Genomic DNA, 13,970 nt, shown 5'->3' on the forward strand with positions numbered 1-13,970 from the left:
GTCGTTATTGGTGAGGCAAGCACATCTCTAATGTCAGTGCTAGCTTGTCGGTGATGGCTGCGATATGAGTTGATTCAATAATATACGGCGGTGCGAGTAAGATGTGATGCCCCTGCCTACCATCAATAGTACCGCCCATGGGATAACACATGAGTCCGTTATGCATGGCGGTTTTTTTTATCGTTTGATGGAGCGTAAGTTCAGGCGAAAAGGGACGCTTGCTGGTTTTGTCTGCCACCAGCTCTAACGCTAAAAATAGCCCACGTCCGCGAATGTCGCCGACAAAAGGGTGAGAATCAAACTGATGGTGTAACGCCGATTTAAGCGCCTTTCCTTGCTGCTCAGTGGCGTCAACTAATCCTTCTTGTTGAATGGTGGTGAGTGTTGCTAAGGCAGCGGCACATGCCGTTGGGTGAGCCATGAAGGTGTGGCCATGTTGGAAAAAGCCTGACCCAGATGCAATTGCTTGATAGAGACGATCCGAGACCAAGGTGGCGCCAATGGGCTGATAACCAGCAGCCAGTCCTTTAGCGATGGCGACAATATCCGGCACGATGCCTTCATGTTCAAAAGCGAAAAAGCGACCGGTGCGCCCCGTGCCGCACATGACTTCATCGAGGATCAGCAAAATATTGTACTGATCGCAAATTGCGCGAATACGAGAAAAATATCCCGCTTCCGCGGTCAATGCACCGGCTGTCGCCCCCACCACAGGTTCTGCGATAAACCCAATGACGGTTTCCGGCCCTTTTTCTAACAGCATGGCTTCCAGCTCGTTGGCCACCCGCTGACCATACTCGTAAGCGGTCTCATCGGGACGTTGATCGCGATAGGCGTAACAAGGGGCAATCAAACTGGTATCCATCAACAACGGGGCAAAGGGAGCGCGTCGCCATGCGTTGCCACCCACGGACAGCGCCCCGAGTGTATTACCATGGTAGCTTTGGCGGCGTGCGATAAAATGTTGTCGTTGGGGTTCACCGACTTCCACCCAGTACTGGCGAGCGAGTTTTAGCGCGGTTTCCATCGCTTCCGATCCACCACTGACTAAATAAGCGTGATTTATCGAGAGAGGCGCAAGGTCGGCCAACATCTTGGCGAGCGCTTCACTGCTTTCTGAGGTAAAAAAGCCGGTWTGCGCATAGGGAATCGCATCAAGCTGACGGTGGATAGCGTCTAATACGGCAGGGTGGTTGTGCCCAAGGCAAGAGACGGCTGCGCCTCCGCATGCATCGAGATACTCGTTACCTTGAGTGTCGATTAAGTACATCCCATTACCACTGGCAATGGTAGGGGGAAGATGATGACAGTGACGGTGAAAGACATGACTCATACGAGGGCCTCAATGCAAGCGTGATAACTCAGTATGGTGAACTTGTGTTTTAAACCGCAAAGGATATGTTTTCACCAGGTATGCAAAAAAGGAATGAGATGATGAATGTGCGTTTGCCGTCGATGCGTTCGCTTCAAACATTGATTGCGGTGGCTCAAACAGGAAGTTTTTCAGAAGCCGCGAAGGTATTGCATGTCAGCCAAAGTACGGTGAGCAAGCAAATACAGCAGCTCGAAGAAGGAATTGGTCAACCACTCTTTGAGCGACATGCTGGGGGAGTAAGACTCAACCGAGTCGGAGAGCCTTATTTAACTATGATATCGGCCAGCGTCAATGATATCGCCAATGCCACGGCGCAAGCGCGTCAGCAAAGTGCAAGGCATGAGTCCGTCAGCTTATTGGTGCCGCCCTCGTTTGCTAGCCTTTGGTTAATTCCTCAGCTGCCAGCGTTTAAATCGCAGCATCCTGATATTTCTGTGGTGGTCAGTGCCAGTGACTATGTGCCCCAAGGGAAAGAAAGTGAACTGGATATTTTAATCCGCTGTCAGCCTCATCAGCAGGCAGGCGCGCAAGGAGCCTGTTTAATTTACGAACACTTATCGCTTGTCGCATCAGTGACTTTGCTACCAGAGCCTTTGGATCGGACCGCGTTGTTATCGGAGGTGCCGGTTTTATCTCATTTGACGCGCCCTTCACTGTGGGAGCAGTTTTGGCAACAATTTGGGCTGGCTGACAGTAATCCGCAATATGGCGCAGGCTTTGAGCACTTTTTTATGGCGCTTGAAGGCGTGAAACAGGGTATGGGCATGGCGTTGATCCCCACCTTTATGGCCTCAGCCGCCCTGTCAAACGATCAGATTGTAAATCCCTTGGGGTTAAGTATAGACAGCGGCTATGGCTACTACCTTTATAGCGCTCGGTACAAGCAGCGTTCACCCGCTGTCATGCACGTGATCAACTGGCTGTGTGACGCCCTTAAGGCGGATGTGGCTAGACATCCTATCAGCAAGTCGGTATAACGCCTGTCAGCGCGATCAACGAAGACAATAGTTATGACACATCCCTTATCAGAATCCTATCTGCAACGTTTTGGCGGTACGGCTCGTTTGTATGGACGCCGTGCGCTAGAGGTGTTTCACCAAAGCCATATTTGTGTCATCGGTATTGGTGGCGTGGGATCGTGGGCAGTGGAATCGCTAGCTCGCACAGGGATTGGGGCGATCACACTGATTGATATGGATGATGTGTGTGTCACCAACACCAACCGACAAATTCACGCGCTGAAAGCGACTATCGGCCAAAGCAAAAGTGAGGTAATGGCTGAACGCGTGGCAGCGATTAACCCGGAATGCCGAGTCACTGTGATTGATGATTTTATCTCACCGGATAATATTGCTGAGTATATCGATAAGCGCTTTGATTATGTGCTTGATGCGATCGATAGCATTAAGCCCAAAACCGCATTATTGGCTCACTGCAAGCGGCACAAAATCAAAGTTATTACCGTTGGGGGCGCGGGTGGGCAGATTGACCCGACGCAAATCCAGGTGGCGGATCTCACTAAAACCATTCAAGACCCCTTGGCGGCCAAGCTACGCAATAATTTGCGTCGCTTTTATGGTTTCACTAAAACTCAAGGTCGAAAGTTTGGGATTGACTGTGTTTACTCCACCGAGCAGCTCAAATATCCGCAGCCGGATGGTAGTGTGTGTGAGGGTAAATCATCGGCAGAAGGCCCGAAACGGATGGATTGTGCCAGTGGGTTTGGCGCCGCAACTATGGTGACAGCAAGCTTTGGGTTTGTCGCGGTCTCACGTGTTTTACAAAAGCTAATCGCCGCTGATCAGCGTCGCGAAGATTAAAAAGTGACGCCCCAGCCTGATCTGTCGGGGCGCCATTTTTGTGGGACGGTTGATTAAGCCTCTTCTTTTACCGGTTCAGATTCGGCTGATTTAGGCTCAACGTTCGATTTAACCGGCAGTACCTGGCGTACATATTCACCTGGTGCGGCATAAAGTACAGGGTAGCTGTCTGATCCCGTAGGGTAGGGCTCAACTTGTTCGTCGGGACTATAACTTCGTAACCATTTTTCCCAATGTGTCCACCATGATCCAGTCTGGTGAGACGCGCCTTCCAGCCACTCCTCTGCCGTATCTGCGAGGTGATCATTGGTCCAAAAGCCGTATTTTTTCTTCACTGGGTGATTAACAATCCCTGCAATATGGCCGGACTCACCTAATACGAAGGTTTTATTGCCACCGACATTAAGCGCACCACGGTACGTGCCTTGCCACAGAGCAATATGGTCTTCTTTAGTGGAAATAAAATAACTGGGAACTTTGATTTTATTGAGATCAATCCATACACCACCGACTTTAACGCCCTTATCTTGCACCAGCTTATTTTCGAGGTATAAATCGCGCAGGATAAAATTATGGGTTTTAGCGGCCACGTTGGTACTGTCACTGTTCCAATACAGCAAATCAAAATCGACTGGGCTATTCCCTTTCAGATAGTTCTCGATGTAGTAGTTCCAATAAAGACTATTTTCCCGCAACAAGCTAAAGGTCACACTCAGCGATCGCCCATCCATATAACCGCGAGCAGTATTCTGCGCTTCTATGGCTCGGATGAGGCTATCATTGATGTAAGCGCCAATTTCACCAGGCTGTGAGAAATCGAGTAAGGTAGTAAAGAAACTTGCCGACTTAATACGCGCTTTCATGCGTTTGGCAGAGTAGTAGGCAATGGTGCACGCTAATACGGTTCCGCCAATACAATAGCCGACACCATTAATCTGTGATTGGCCGGTGATGTCTTCAATCGCACTGACAGCTTTTACTGTCCCTTGGGTGACATAGTCTTCAAAGCCAATATCAGCTTGCTCAGCAGATGGGTTGCGCCATGACATCAAGAAGACGGTGTGTCCCTGTTCTACTAACCAACGAACCAGTGAGTTTTTCTCGCGCAAATCGAGAATGTAATATTTATTGATAAAAGGCGGCACCACTAACACAGGTGTGGCATGGACGTTTTCGGTGACCGGGCGGTATTGAATAAGCTCAAACAGGTCATTTTTATACACCACGTCTCCTGGGGTGTTAGCAACGTCATCGCCAACGCGGAAAGCGTTATTATTGGTCATGCGTACTTTTAGGATGTCGGCGCTTGACTCCATGTCTTGCTTTAACTGCTCCATGCCACGCAGCAAGTTCTCACCTTTTGATTCCAGCGTCATTTTTAACAACTCTGGGTTGGTCGCGATGTAGTTGCTGGGGGCCATGGCATTAATGGCTTGGCGAGAGAAAAAAGAAAGGCGCTCACGGGTTTTATCATCAAGTCCTTCGATGGCCTCAATGGTTTCCATGTAGGTACGTCCAAATAACAGATACGATTGCTTGATAAAGTTATAGAGGACATCTTCTTGCCACGCCTTGTCCTTGAAACGTTTATCGTCGCTACCTTCGCTGATCACTTCGTCCGTGTTATCACGGGCGAGCATGGCGTTCTGCCAGATTTGCATTTGTTGTTCCCACCACTGCATCTGTACTTGTAGAAGTGCAGCGGGTTGTTGAGCCGCGCCTTCCAGCAATTGAGCAGTGTCTTGCAGGCTGACTTCCTGCATGGCTTGATTAAACGGTGTGTCTACGGCTGCCTTGCCCTGCTCAAGATCCTGCCACCATTGCTGGTTTTGTTCTTGCAGCCTGGCAAGGTAGTCCGAAAAGAAGTGATGAAACATAATGTTGCCCTCTTGATCGGAAAAGCACTATAAATGCCTGCTACGGTGAGTAGCAGGCGATAGTGCAGTAACCCTGCCTTTATGCTGGGGTGCCGGCTTTCATGTTTTCAGCCGTGATTTTGTCGATATCTTCTTTGAACTCTTTAGCGATGTTTTGCAGTTTGGTGCTGTCATCCATCATTTGCTGAGATAGTTTGGTCAATGCTGCCAGTTGCTGGCTGCTAAATGATGTCATGCTGGTGACATCTTTGACTTCGCTGGCTGCTTTCATCTGCTCAAGACCGAGCGAGCTGTATGTGCGCATCGCATTCATTTGCAGTTCGGTGAGTGTTTCGACGTTTTTGGCTACCAGCTTGTTAAAATTAACGTAGGGAGCCAGGGCTTTTTCAGATTGCTCAGAAAACGCTTTAAACATATCTGTGTACATGGTGTATCTCCTGATAGTGTTGTTCTGGGGATTTACCCCAAGGTCGCAAGTGTCCGTTTATGCTTGTGTACGCTTAATTACTAAAGCCGTACCCATACCGCCGCCAATACACAAAGAAGCAACGCCATAGGTTTCGCCTCTTCGCGCAAGCTCGTGTAGCAAGGTCACAACAATTCGGTTGCCGGATGCACCAAGCGGGTGGCCAAGTGCAATTGCTCCGCCATTGACGTTAGCACGTGCCAAGATGGCATCGGGCGTCGTCTTGTGGTGCTCTGCTAGTTGGTGAACCACCCCGAGTGCTTGCGCAGCAAATGCCTCGTTGAGTTCAAACAAATCAATGTTATCGAGAGTGAGATTGGCTTTGTCGAGTGCGGTGTTCACCGCACCTACTGGGCCTAACCCCATGACGCTAGGATCAACCCCGTGCTGTGAATAGGCACTTACTTCTGCTAATGGGGTGAGCCCATGTTTATTGACTGCCGATTCGGAGGCTAAGATCACCGCACTCGCACCATCGTTGATGCCTGATGCATTCCCCGCGGTCACCGAGCCTTCTTTATCAAAGGCGGGACGTAATTTTCCCAGCCCCTCAAGGGTTACGTCTTCTGTAGGATACTCATCGGTGTCAAAGGTAATGGTCTGCTTACGCTGCTTAATCTCAATGGGAGTGATCTCGCTTTTAAAGCGACCGGCTTCTATCGCTGCAACCGCTTTTTGCTGGCTGTGTAGGGCAAACTGATCTTGTTGCTCGCGAGTGATATCCATTTTTTTAGCAACGTTTTCTGCGGTGACGCCCATATGATATTGGTTATACACATCGGTGAGACCGTCATTGATGAGCAAGTCTTTCATCGCAAAGTTGCCCATCTTTTGTCCGGTGCGTAAGTTTCCTGCGGCCGCAAAAGGGATCTGTGACATGTTTTCAACGCCAGCAGCGACAACAAGTTGTGCATCACCAGCGCGAATATGAGTAACCGCATCCATAATGCTTTTCATCCCACTGCCGCACACCATATTGACAGAGTAAGCGGGGACATGAGTAGGGATATCGGCATAGATAGCTGCTTGACGACCTATCCCCATCCCTTGCCCGGCACCCACCACATTACCAACGATGACTTCATCGATAGTGTCGCCGCTGAGCGAGCCTGCCTGTAATGCGCCTTTAATAGCATGAGCGGCCAACTGACCAGCTGGGATGTCTTTAAGCGTGCCTGAAAAAGCACCGATGGCGGTACGTTTTGCCGCCACAATAAAAATGCGTTCCATCAATCTATCCTTGATTTATTGCATGTACAGGCCGCCGTTGACCGATAGCGTTTCACCCGTAATGTATGCGCCTGCCTCGCTCGCGAGGTAAGCGACGGAAGCCGCAATTTCTTCTGGCTTTGCCAAGCGTTTCATCGGGATTTGATTGGTAATCGACTCAAGTACGTCTTCGCGCATGGCCGTTACCATGGGCGTCGCGGTATACCCTGGCGCAACGACATTCACGGTGACGCCTGCGCGGGCACCTTCAGCAGCTAACGATTTGCTAAAGCCCATCATTCCTGCTTTCGCTGCGGCATAATTTGCTTGGCCAAATTGGCCTTTTTGACCATTTACGGACGAGATATTAATGATGCGTCCACCTCCTTTTTCGCACATGGTAGCGAACAAAGGTTGAGTGACGTTAAAGAGGCTATTGAGATTAGTGTTAATGACGTCGTGCCATTTATCGGCATCCATCTTTTTGAATACACTGTCACGCGTGATCCCGGCGTTATTTACCAAGACATCGATTGTGCCTTCTTCTTCAAGCAGTTTAGCAAGACGTGTAGCGCATTGTTCTGTATCGGTAACATCAAGTTCGAATAGGCGCACTTGATCTTGTTTAAATCCTTTTTCTTCAAACCAATCTAGTGCAGATGCTTTACCACCTGTTGAGTGTGTTGCGATAACGCGATAATTATCCTCGACCAATTTCTCGGTGATCGTTGATCCAATACCGCCTTTTGCGCCAGTTACTAATGCCAGTTTTTTCATCTATGACTCCATTCACTACAGCAAGCAAATATAATGAGATGCCTGAAGCCGCATCTGGAACCACTTTAAACCAGAATTACAGTCATCCTTTCTTGTCTTATAACAGCAGCAAGAGTTATGCCAATAGTTAACAATTATGCTGCCGACATTATTAGGCAGTCTAACTTATTAGTGTAACCCCTTTATGACTACCAGCTTTTAGGCTAACGAATCTAGTCGAATATGCAAAGTATAAAAGTATTGACTTACGTATTCGCGATCTTGGTCATAACTATCAGGTAATATTGCAATTTATTGTTATCAAAGTGTTGTTGTTTGTATTTGAATATGTTGAAAATGAAGTCGGTTGAGTGTGTTAAAAGTGGTCCTTGTGAGTTGCTATATAGCGTTCTGACGGATAATGAAGTGTCGTTATATGTGGGCAGTGATAGGGGGGTGGTTGTTGGTAAAACGATAGAGGACGTAGTAGTTAGCAACCGCTTACGTCCTTCTAAAGCAACTAGGCTGTTTGGTGCTGCACATATTGGGCAATTGCATGCAAGCCATTGGTGCGTGACTCACTTAAATGGTGCGATAACCCGGCTTGTTGGAATACGTGGTTTAAATCGAGTGCATGAATAGTGTCTGGATGCTGACCATGAACACACGCCAGTACAATAGCGAGCAAGCCTTTGACAATTCTCGCATTCGAGTCCGCGGCGAAGTAATGTCTGCAACCATCTGAATGATGTAAAAACCACACATCACTTTCGCATCCATTGACTAAGCGAGCCGTGTGTTTTTGCTCATCGGTAAACGTTGGTAAACGCTTACCCCATAGAATTAATTGGCGATATTTGTCCTCCCAACAGGCGTGTTGTGCGAGCATCTCAGTAACCATTTTTTGGTCAAGTTCACTGCCAAAGGGGTGAGTAGGTAAATCCATGGTAGATCCTGTCATGAAACGATTAAACACCGAGTAAATATAATGTTTTATCTAACGCTGTGAGGAAGTGTTGAATGTCTTCCTGATGATTATAGGCACCGAGTGATACACGTACGGTTCCCTCCACGCCCAGCGCTTTGATCAGCGGGTGCGCGCAGTGGTGCCCAGACCGTACTGCCACGTTTTGTTGGCTGAGCAGCTCAGCAATATCTGCGTGGTGTTCTCCTTCTACCACGAATGACACTATGGTGCTGTGTGGTTGGGGGCAGATTAGCTTGATGGCTGGGCGTTGTTTCAAGCCGTCGAGTAGCGCTTGGTAACAGTCACTAATATGTGTATCGATGGCTTGAGCGTCATATTGTTTTAGCCATTGAATGGCGGCAGCAAGGCCAATCGCACCCGCGGTATTGGGCGTGCCTGCTTCAAAACGAGCGGGAATCGGTGCTAGTGTGTGGTTATCAAATGTGACGTCAGTAATCATTTTGCCGCCGCCGTGAAATGGCGCGAGAGTGGCCAATGCTTCTGGTTTTCCATAGAGCACGCCAATACCGGTTGGTCCATACAACTTATGTCCGGAAAATACGTAGAAGTCAGCATTCAAGGTTTGCATACTGAGGGGCTCGTGAACGATCCCTTGTGCACCATCAATGATCACCGTTGCACCATGGCGATGCGCGAGTGCGGTCATTGCTTCTATCGGGTGGCGTGTTCCGGTCACGTTACTGACATGACTTATCGCCACGATGCGGGGGCGGGTCGTGAGTGCTTGTTGATAAGCCGCCATATCTAACTGACCCGTGTTGACACAACAGGGGATCTTTACCAGCTGTGCGCCTGTACGCTGCGCGACCAGTTGCCAGGGGAGCAAATTAGCATGATGCTCCATTTCGCTGACGAGGATACGGTCGTTGGAGGTCAATGTGTGGCTGAGGCTATAGGCAAGTAAGTTGATAGCTTCCGTTGCCCCTCGCGTCCAAATTATCTCACTAGGGTTTGCATCAATAAACGCCGCAACCTCACGTCGCGCTTGTTCAAACTGCGCAGTGGTGGATAACGAGGCTTGGTGTTGGCCGCGATGAACATTCGCAACCGGCGCCATATAGCTTTGGCAAATGGCATCAATCACACACTGTGGTTTTTGTGCCGTAGCCGCACTGTCCAAATACACCCAGTCTGAGGCATTAAAAGCGGGAAACTGGGCACGCAATGCGTAGGGAGCAAAACCGTCTGTCATAGTCATCGTCCAAAGTAAAATCTTGCCTATGATCGCCATCTCACTGGTGTAACTCAAGCGTGATACGTGTTTAAGATAAAAAACGGACAAAAAAAAGCACTGAGCCAAGCTCAGTGCCAACAAATATGTAATGACAGACAATGTCAAAATACAGGAAGTTAAAAGTGGTAGATACGACTACCTGTCTAACCAGTGTTAGACAAATGCAAACACAACATCGCAACCACGGAAACAGTCTAGATAGAAAGACGTCACAAGTGGATGCGGGATGCACTATAGGGTGTTACTGGTATATCAGCAATCGACAATTTATAATGTCAACGATTAGAAAAATTAATGAATAGGGTGTCCGTTTATGGCTAGGCGTCTTCCTCCACTTAACGCGCTGCGCGTTTTTGAAGCAGCCGCACGACATTTGAGTTTTACCCGCGCAGCTGAAGAGCTCTTTGTGACTCAGGCGGCGGTGAGTCATCAAATCAAAGCGTTAGAAGAATTTTTAGGTTTAAAGCTATTTCGTCGTCGTAACCGCTCGCTGTTGTTAACGGAAGAAGGTCAAAGCTACTTTCTTGATATTAAAGATATATTCTCTGAACTTTCTTATGCCACTGATAAAGTGTTAGAGCGAAGTGCCAAAGGGGCGCTGACCATTAGTTTGCCACCCAGTTTCGCGATTCAATGGTTGGTGCCGAGGCTCGCTGATTTTAATAAAGCGCATCCAGATATCGATGTTCGGATAAAAGCGGTTGATTTGGAGGATGGGTCATTAACCGATGATGTCGACGTAGCCATTTATTATGGCCGAGGCCATTGGACGGGTTTACGCTGTGACCTATTGTACCAAGAGTGCTTGTTGCCTGTTTGTTCTCCCATGTTGCTAGAGTCCGGCTATCCGCTCCAAGCGCCAGACGATCTCGTCCATCATGTTTTGTTGCATGATCGCTCACGCAAAGAATGGAAGGCGTTCGCAAAAGCCCATCAATTGAGTGAGGTGAACGTTGAGCACGGTCCTATTTTTAGTCATTCGTCGATGGTGCTTCAGGCAGCGGCTCACGGACAGGGCGTTGCATTAGGGAATAATGTGCTTTCCCAACCTGAACTGGCCTCTGGACGTTTGGTGCAACCTTTTGAGCAGGTGTTAAAAAGTGACAATGGTTTTTATCTGGTGAGTCAACAAAGAGACGCTGACATCGGGCGCATTACTGCGTTTAGAGAATGGATGCTAGCCACTGCAGCAAAAGAGCAAGCGAGTATGAATTTATGATAAATCTTGAATTTGATGGGCCTGACAGTGCCACCGATTGGGTGATTATTGCTCATGGTGCAGGTGCCGGCAAAGAGCATGAGTTTATGACAGATATCGCGACACGCATCGGGGTCGGTTGCCGTGTGGTGCGGTTTAATTTTCCCTATATGGAAAAGCGTCAGGAAGATGGCAAAAAGCGTCCGCCAGACCGTGCACCTAAGCTACTTGCACACTTTGAAGCTGTGATTGATGCTATCGATAGTTTACGCCCAAAAGAAAGTCGTTTATGGCTTGCCGGTAAATCGATGGGAGGACGTATGGCCAGCCACCTTACCGGCCATTCATCAGTCAGCGGGGTGGTGTGCTTTGGCTTTCCTTTTCACCCTCCAGGCAAGCCTGAAAAATATAAAGGCGAGCATTTAGCGACCGTGACCAAACCGTTGCTCATTGTGCAAGGGGAGCGTGATACCTTTGGTCGGAAAGAAGAAGTGATGGGGTATTCATACTCATCAAGTATTGATCTTGAGTTCGTTCCTGATGGCGATCATAGCTTCAAGCCGCGCAAAGCGTCAGGTTACACTGAGTCGGACAATCGGCAGTTTGCGGTCGACTGTCTACTGTGTTTTATTGAGCGCCAAGGAGCGAAAGCATGAAATTAAACCACTGGATCAGCCTAGCTGCTTTAGGGGCAGGACTGGCTGTCGGGCTGGGTGCCTTTGCCGCACATGGTTTGAAAATGGTTTTGTCCGATTATCAATTAGCTATTTTTAAAACCGGCGTTAACTATCAGATGTGGCATAGTTTAGCCTTGCTTGGACTGTGTGCACTTTCTTCACGGATCTCCACGCGGTTATTCAGCTGGGTCGCTTGGGCTTGGTTAGTTGGTATGATCGGCTTTAGCGGTAGCTTATACCTGCTTGCTCTCACGGATATGCATTGGCTAGGACCGGTAACACCAGTTGGCGGCGTGAGCTTTTTAATCGGCTGGGGAGGGCTCGCTGTGGGCACATGGCGTACAAACGTTTCTCTCTCTCATCCATCGCGTTAAAAGCGGCTATCTGCATTTCTTTCTTGTCGCGATGACAGATATAATGCGCAGCTTATTTTTATCATCACATAGCGTGATCCTATCGTCGAACCAGAGGGTGTTATGAACCAGGTTTTGCTTTACTGCCGTGCAGGATTTGAAAAAGACTGCGCCGCAGAAATCCAACAAAAAACCACCGAAATGGGCGTGTATGGGTTTCCGCGCGTGATAAATAACAGCGCGTATGTTGTGTTTGAGTGCTACCAAGAAGATGACGCTGAGCGCGTTGTGCGTGATTTATCGTTGGACTCGCTGATCTTTGCGCGCCAAATGATTGCTGTGACTGCCGCCTTGTCGGATCTTGACCCTGATGATCGTATCTCCCCGATTCTGGCGGTAGCGAGCGATCTGCCTAAAGGTGGCGATCTACGGGTGGAGACACCGGATAACGATGAGGCTAAAGCCTTATTGAAGTTTTGCCGTAAGTTTACCGTGCCACTACGCCAAGCCTTGCGCAAACAAGGCGTCATGTTAGCCAAAGATAACCCCAAAAAACCGGTGATTCACTTATGCTTTACCGCACCGGGTACTTGCTTGGTGGGCTACTCGCTGACGACCAATAACTCACCTCATTATATGGGCCTACCACGGATGAAATTTCCGTCTGATGCGCCAAGCCGTTCGACATTAAAACTGGAAGAGGCCTTTCATCATTYTATACCCAAGGATGAGTGGGATACGCGTTTAGCGCCTGGCATGTGGGCGGTCGATTTAGGTGCATGCCCCGGGGGCTGGACCTATCAATTGATAAAACGCTCGATGTTTGTCCATGCGGTGGATAATGGGGCGATGGCTGAAAGCCTGATGGAGACAGGACAAGTGTTTCATCATGCCGAAGATGGGTTTAAATTTGAGCCGACGCGCAAGAATGTGACCTGGTTAGTGTGCGACATGATTGAAAAACCATCGCGAGTGGCGCGGTTGATGGGAGAGTGGTTAATTGAAGGTTGGGCCCAAGAGGCTATTTTTAACTTGAAACTGCCGATGAGCCGACGTTATGAGCAGGTGTCAGAAAACTTGCAAACCCTAGGTGCATTTTTGGCTGACTACAATGTGCCGTATGAAATGCGCGCGAAACACCTTTATCACGATCGTGAAGAAATCACCGTGCACTTGCGCCGTGTGAAACGCCAGCAACGTGGCGGCTAACGTTCAAAGCGGATATCTTGCAGGTTAAAACCGAGTGGGATATCCGTTTTTAATTGGGCTACTTTTTTACAACGTTGGGCTAAATCCTGGTGCCCAGCGAGCTTTTTTTGCCATTTTTGTTCGACATCGCTCGCGGCGAAAATAGCCTCAAGCGTCTGGTACCGCTCAAGCAGCGTTGCCGCCGTTTTTGCACCAATACCGGGGACGCCGCTCACTTCGCTACTGCTGATCCCAGCCAGCCCCCAGAAATCGCACAGCTGCTCAGGACGCACACCGAACTGAGCGTCAACAAACGCTAAATCGAGCCACCGGTGTTGGAAGTAATCACGAATGCTTAACGTGGGTTGTAATAGCTGGCAGTAGCCTTTATCGGTAGAAACAATCGTGACGTGCTCATGACGCGCTGCCACTTTTAATGCCAAGGTAGCAATCATGTCGTCGGCTTCATCGCCTTGTGACAGTAACGCATCGACCCCTCTTTGCCAAAATGCTTCTTGGATCGTGTCTAAGCCTTGTTCTAGTGCCACAGGCATGGGCTTACGGTTTTGTTTATAGGTGGGAAGTATCTCGGCCCGCCAACCTCGATCAGGGCCAATATGATCAAACACGGCAACAATATGGCTAGGCTGGCTATGATTGATGATTTTATCCAAGGTTTTGATGCAGGATTGAGCCGTCGCATCGATCGATTCTTGATCCGGCTGGGCAGCGTGGACTCGGCGGATAAGATTCATCGCATCAATAATAACAACATGGAGCCTAGACATAATAAAAACCGGGTGTGCGTTTTATAAATGCCGCATTATAC

The 13,970-nt window shown here is 48.8% G+C and carries 14 protein-coding genes; 6 read left to right on the forward strand and 8 right to left on the reverse strand.

Annotation, left to right across the window (positions count from 1 at the left end; genetic code table 11):
- Nucleotides 1-4: 4 nt before the first annotated feature.
- Nucleotides 5-1,333, reverse strand: coding sequence for an aspartate aminotransferase family protein (locus tag BZG77_RS02775; RefSeq protein ID WP_077646099.1), 1,329 nt, complete (start codon nucleotides 1,331-1,333; stop codon nucleotides 5-7).
- Between the two features lie 98 nt (nucleotides 1,334-1,431).
- Here BZG77_RS02775 and BZG77_RS02780 point away from each other — a divergent pair, with 98 nt between their 5' ends.
- Together BZG77_RS02780 and tcdA are read left to right on the forward strand one after the other, a co-directional pair.
- Entirely contained in the window at nucleotides 1,432-2,352 is a 921-nt protein-coding gene (locus BZG77_RS02780) for a LysR family transcriptional regulator (protein WP_198532376.1), read from the forward strand.
- Nucleotides 2,353-2,385: 33 nt separating this feature from the next.
- Nucleotides 2,386-3,195: a tRNA cyclic N6-threonylcarbamoyladenosine(37) synthase TcdA gene (tcdA, locus tag BZG77_RS02785; protein WP_077646101.1), complete on the forward strand. Its 810-nt coding sequence runs from the start codon at nucleotides 2,386-2,388 to the stop codon at nucleotides 3,193-3,195.
- A gap of 53 nt (nucleotides 3,196-3,248) precedes the next feature.
- Here tcdA and phaC read toward each other — a convergent pair whose 3' ends face one another.
- The 6 genes from phaC to BZG77_RS02815 form a co-directional block, all read right to left on the reverse strand.
- Complete coding sequence (gene phaC / locus BZG77_RS02790) at nucleotides 3,249-5,072, reverse strand: class I poly(R)-hydroxyalkanoic acid synthase (protein ID WP_077646102.1); 1,824 nt, start codon at nucleotides 5,070-5,072, stop codon at nucleotides 3,249-3,251.
- Nucleotides 5,073-5,151: 79 nt separating this feature from the next.
- Nucleotides 5,152-5,499, reverse strand: coding sequence for a phasin family protein (locus BZG77_RS02795; protein ID WP_021022030.1), 348 nt, complete (start codon nucleotides 5,497-5,499; stop codon nucleotides 5,152-5,154).
- Nucleotides 5,500-5,556: 57 nt separating this feature from the next.
- Nucleotides 5,557-6,768: an acetyl-CoA C-acetyltransferase gene (locus tag BZG77_RS02800; RefSeq protein WP_077646103.1), complete on the reverse strand. Its 1,212-nt coding sequence runs from the start codon at nucleotides 6,766-6,768 to the stop codon at nucleotides 5,557-5,559.
- 15 nt (nucleotides 6,769-6,783) lie between these two features.
- Nucleotides 6,784-7,524 carry an SDR family oxidoreductase gene (locus BZG77_RS02805; protein ID WP_077646104.1) on the reverse strand — a complete coding sequence of 247 codons (741 nt, stop codon included), beginning with the start codon at nucleotides 7,522-7,524 and terminating at the stop codon, nucleotides 6,784-6,786.
- 499 nt (nucleotides 7,525-8,023) lie between these two features.
- Complete coding sequence (locus BZG77_RS02810) at nucleotides 8,024-8,449, reverse strand: SufE family protein (RefSeq protein WP_158011409.1); 426 nt, start codon at nucleotides 8,447-8,449, stop codon at nucleotides 8,024-8,026.
- A 22-nt stretch (nucleotides 8,450-8,471) separates the two neighbouring features.
- On the reverse strand, nucleotides 8,472-9,683 hold the full coding sequence (locus BZG77_RS02815) for an aminotransferase class V-fold PLP-dependent enzyme (protein ID WP_077646138.1): 1,212 nt from the start codon (nucleotides 9,681-9,683) through the stop codon (nucleotides 8,472-8,474).
- A gap of 355 nt (nucleotides 9,684-10,038) precedes the next feature.
- Here BZG77_RS02815 and BZG77_RS02820 point away from each other — a divergent pair, with 355 nt between their 5' ends.
- The 4 genes from BZG77_RS02820 to rlmM all read left to right on the forward strand — a co-directional run bounded on the left by BZG77_RS02820 (nucleotide 10,039) and on the right by rlmM (nucleotide 13,162).
- A complete protein-coding gene (locus tag BZG77_RS02820) occupies nucleotides 10,039-10,944 on the forward strand; it encodes a transcriptional regulator GcvA (RefSeq protein WP_077646106.1) in 906 nt (301 codons plus the stop codon).
- Nucleotides 10,941-11,579 carry an alpha/beta family hydrolase gene (locus BZG77_RS02825; protein WP_077646107.1) on the forward strand — a complete coding sequence of 213 codons (639 nt, stop codon included), beginning with the start codon at nucleotides 10,941-10,943 and terminating at the stop codon, nucleotides 11,577-11,579. The genes BZG77_RS02820 and BZG77_RS02825 overlap by 4 nt, the downstream gene beginning before the upstream one ends.
- Nucleotides 11,576-11,974 carry a DUF423 domain-containing protein gene (locus BZG77_RS02830; RefSeq protein ID WP_077646108.1) on the forward strand — a complete coding sequence of 133 codons (399 nt, stop codon included), beginning with the start codon at nucleotides 11,576-11,578 and terminating at the stop codon, nucleotides 11,972-11,974. The genes BZG77_RS02825 and BZG77_RS02830 overlap by 4 nt, the downstream gene beginning before the upstream one ends.
- Nucleotides 11,975-12,076: 102 nt before the next feature.
- Nucleotides 12,077-13,162 carry a 23S rRNA (cytidine(2498)-2'-O)-methyltransferase RlmM gene (gene rlmM, locus BZG77_RS02835; protein WP_077646109.1) on the forward strand — a complete coding sequence of 362 codons (1,086 nt, stop codon included), beginning with the start codon at nucleotides 12,077-12,079 and terminating at the stop codon, nucleotides 13,160-13,162.
- Here rlmM and xni read toward each other — a convergent pair.
- Entirely contained in the window at nucleotides 13,159-13,929 is a 771-nt protein-coding gene (xni, locus tag BZG77_RS02840) for a flap endonuclease Xni (RefSeq protein ID WP_077646110.1), read from the reverse strand. The genes rlmM and xni overlap by 4 nt on opposite strands.
- Nucleotides 13,930-13,970: the final 41 nt, after the last annotated feature.

The sequence above is a fragment of the Salinivibrio sp. IB643 genome (assembly GCF_001996105.1).
Lineage (GTDB): Bacteria > Pseudomonadota > Gammaproteobacteria > Enterobacterales > Vibrionaceae > Salinivibrio > Salinivibrio costicola.

Bases quoted from the DNA above. Each gene is read 5' to 3' on its own strand.
- phaC (WP_077646102.1), bottom strand. From the start codon at position 5,072: ATGTTTCATCACTTCTTTTCGGACTACCTTGCCAGGCTGCAAGAACAA.
- BZG77_RS02795 (WP_021022030.1), bottom strand. From the start codon at position 5,499: ATGTACACAGATATGTTTAAAGCGTTTTCTGAGCAATCTGAAAAAGCC.
- BZG77_RS02815 (WP_077646138.1), bottom strand. From the start codon at position 9,683: ATGACAGACGGTTTTGCTCCCTACGCATTGCGTGCCCAGTTTCCCGCT.
- BZG77_RS02800 (WP_077646103.1), bottom strand. From the start codon at position 6,768: ATGGAACGCATTTTTATTGTGGCGGCAAAACGTACCGCCATCGGTGCT.
- BZG77_RS02820 (WP_077646106.1), top strand. From the start codon at position 10,039: ATGGCTAGGCGTCTTCCTCCACTTAACGCGCTGCGCGTTTTTGAAGCA.
- BZG77_RS02805 (WP_077646104.1), bottom strand. From the start codon at position 7,524: ATGAAAAAACTGGCATTAGTAACTGGCGCAAAAGGCGGTATTGGATCA.
- tcdA (WP_077646101.1), top strand. From the start codon at position 2,386: ATGACACATCCCTTATCAGAATCCTATCTGCAACGTTTTGGCGGTACG.
- BZG77_RS02780 (WP_198532376.1), top strand. From the start codon at position 1,432: ATGATGAATGTGCGTTTGCCGTCGATGCGTTCGCTTCAAACATTGATT.
- BZG77_RS02825 (WP_077646107.1), top strand. From the start codon at position 10,941: ATGATAAATCTTGAATTTGATGGGCCTGACAGTGCCACCGATTGGGTG.
- BZG77_RS02830 (WP_077646108.1), top strand. From the start codon at position 11,576: ATGAAATTAAACCACTGGATCAGCCTAGCTGCTTTAGGGGCAGGACTG.
- BZG77_RS02810 (WP_158011409.1), bottom strand. From the start codon at position 8,449: ATGGATTTACCTACTCACCCCTTTGGCAGTGAACTTGACCAAAAAATG.
- xni (WP_077646110.1), bottom strand. From the start codon at position 13,929: ATGTCTAGGCTCCATGTTGTTATTATTGATGCGATGAATCTTATCCGC.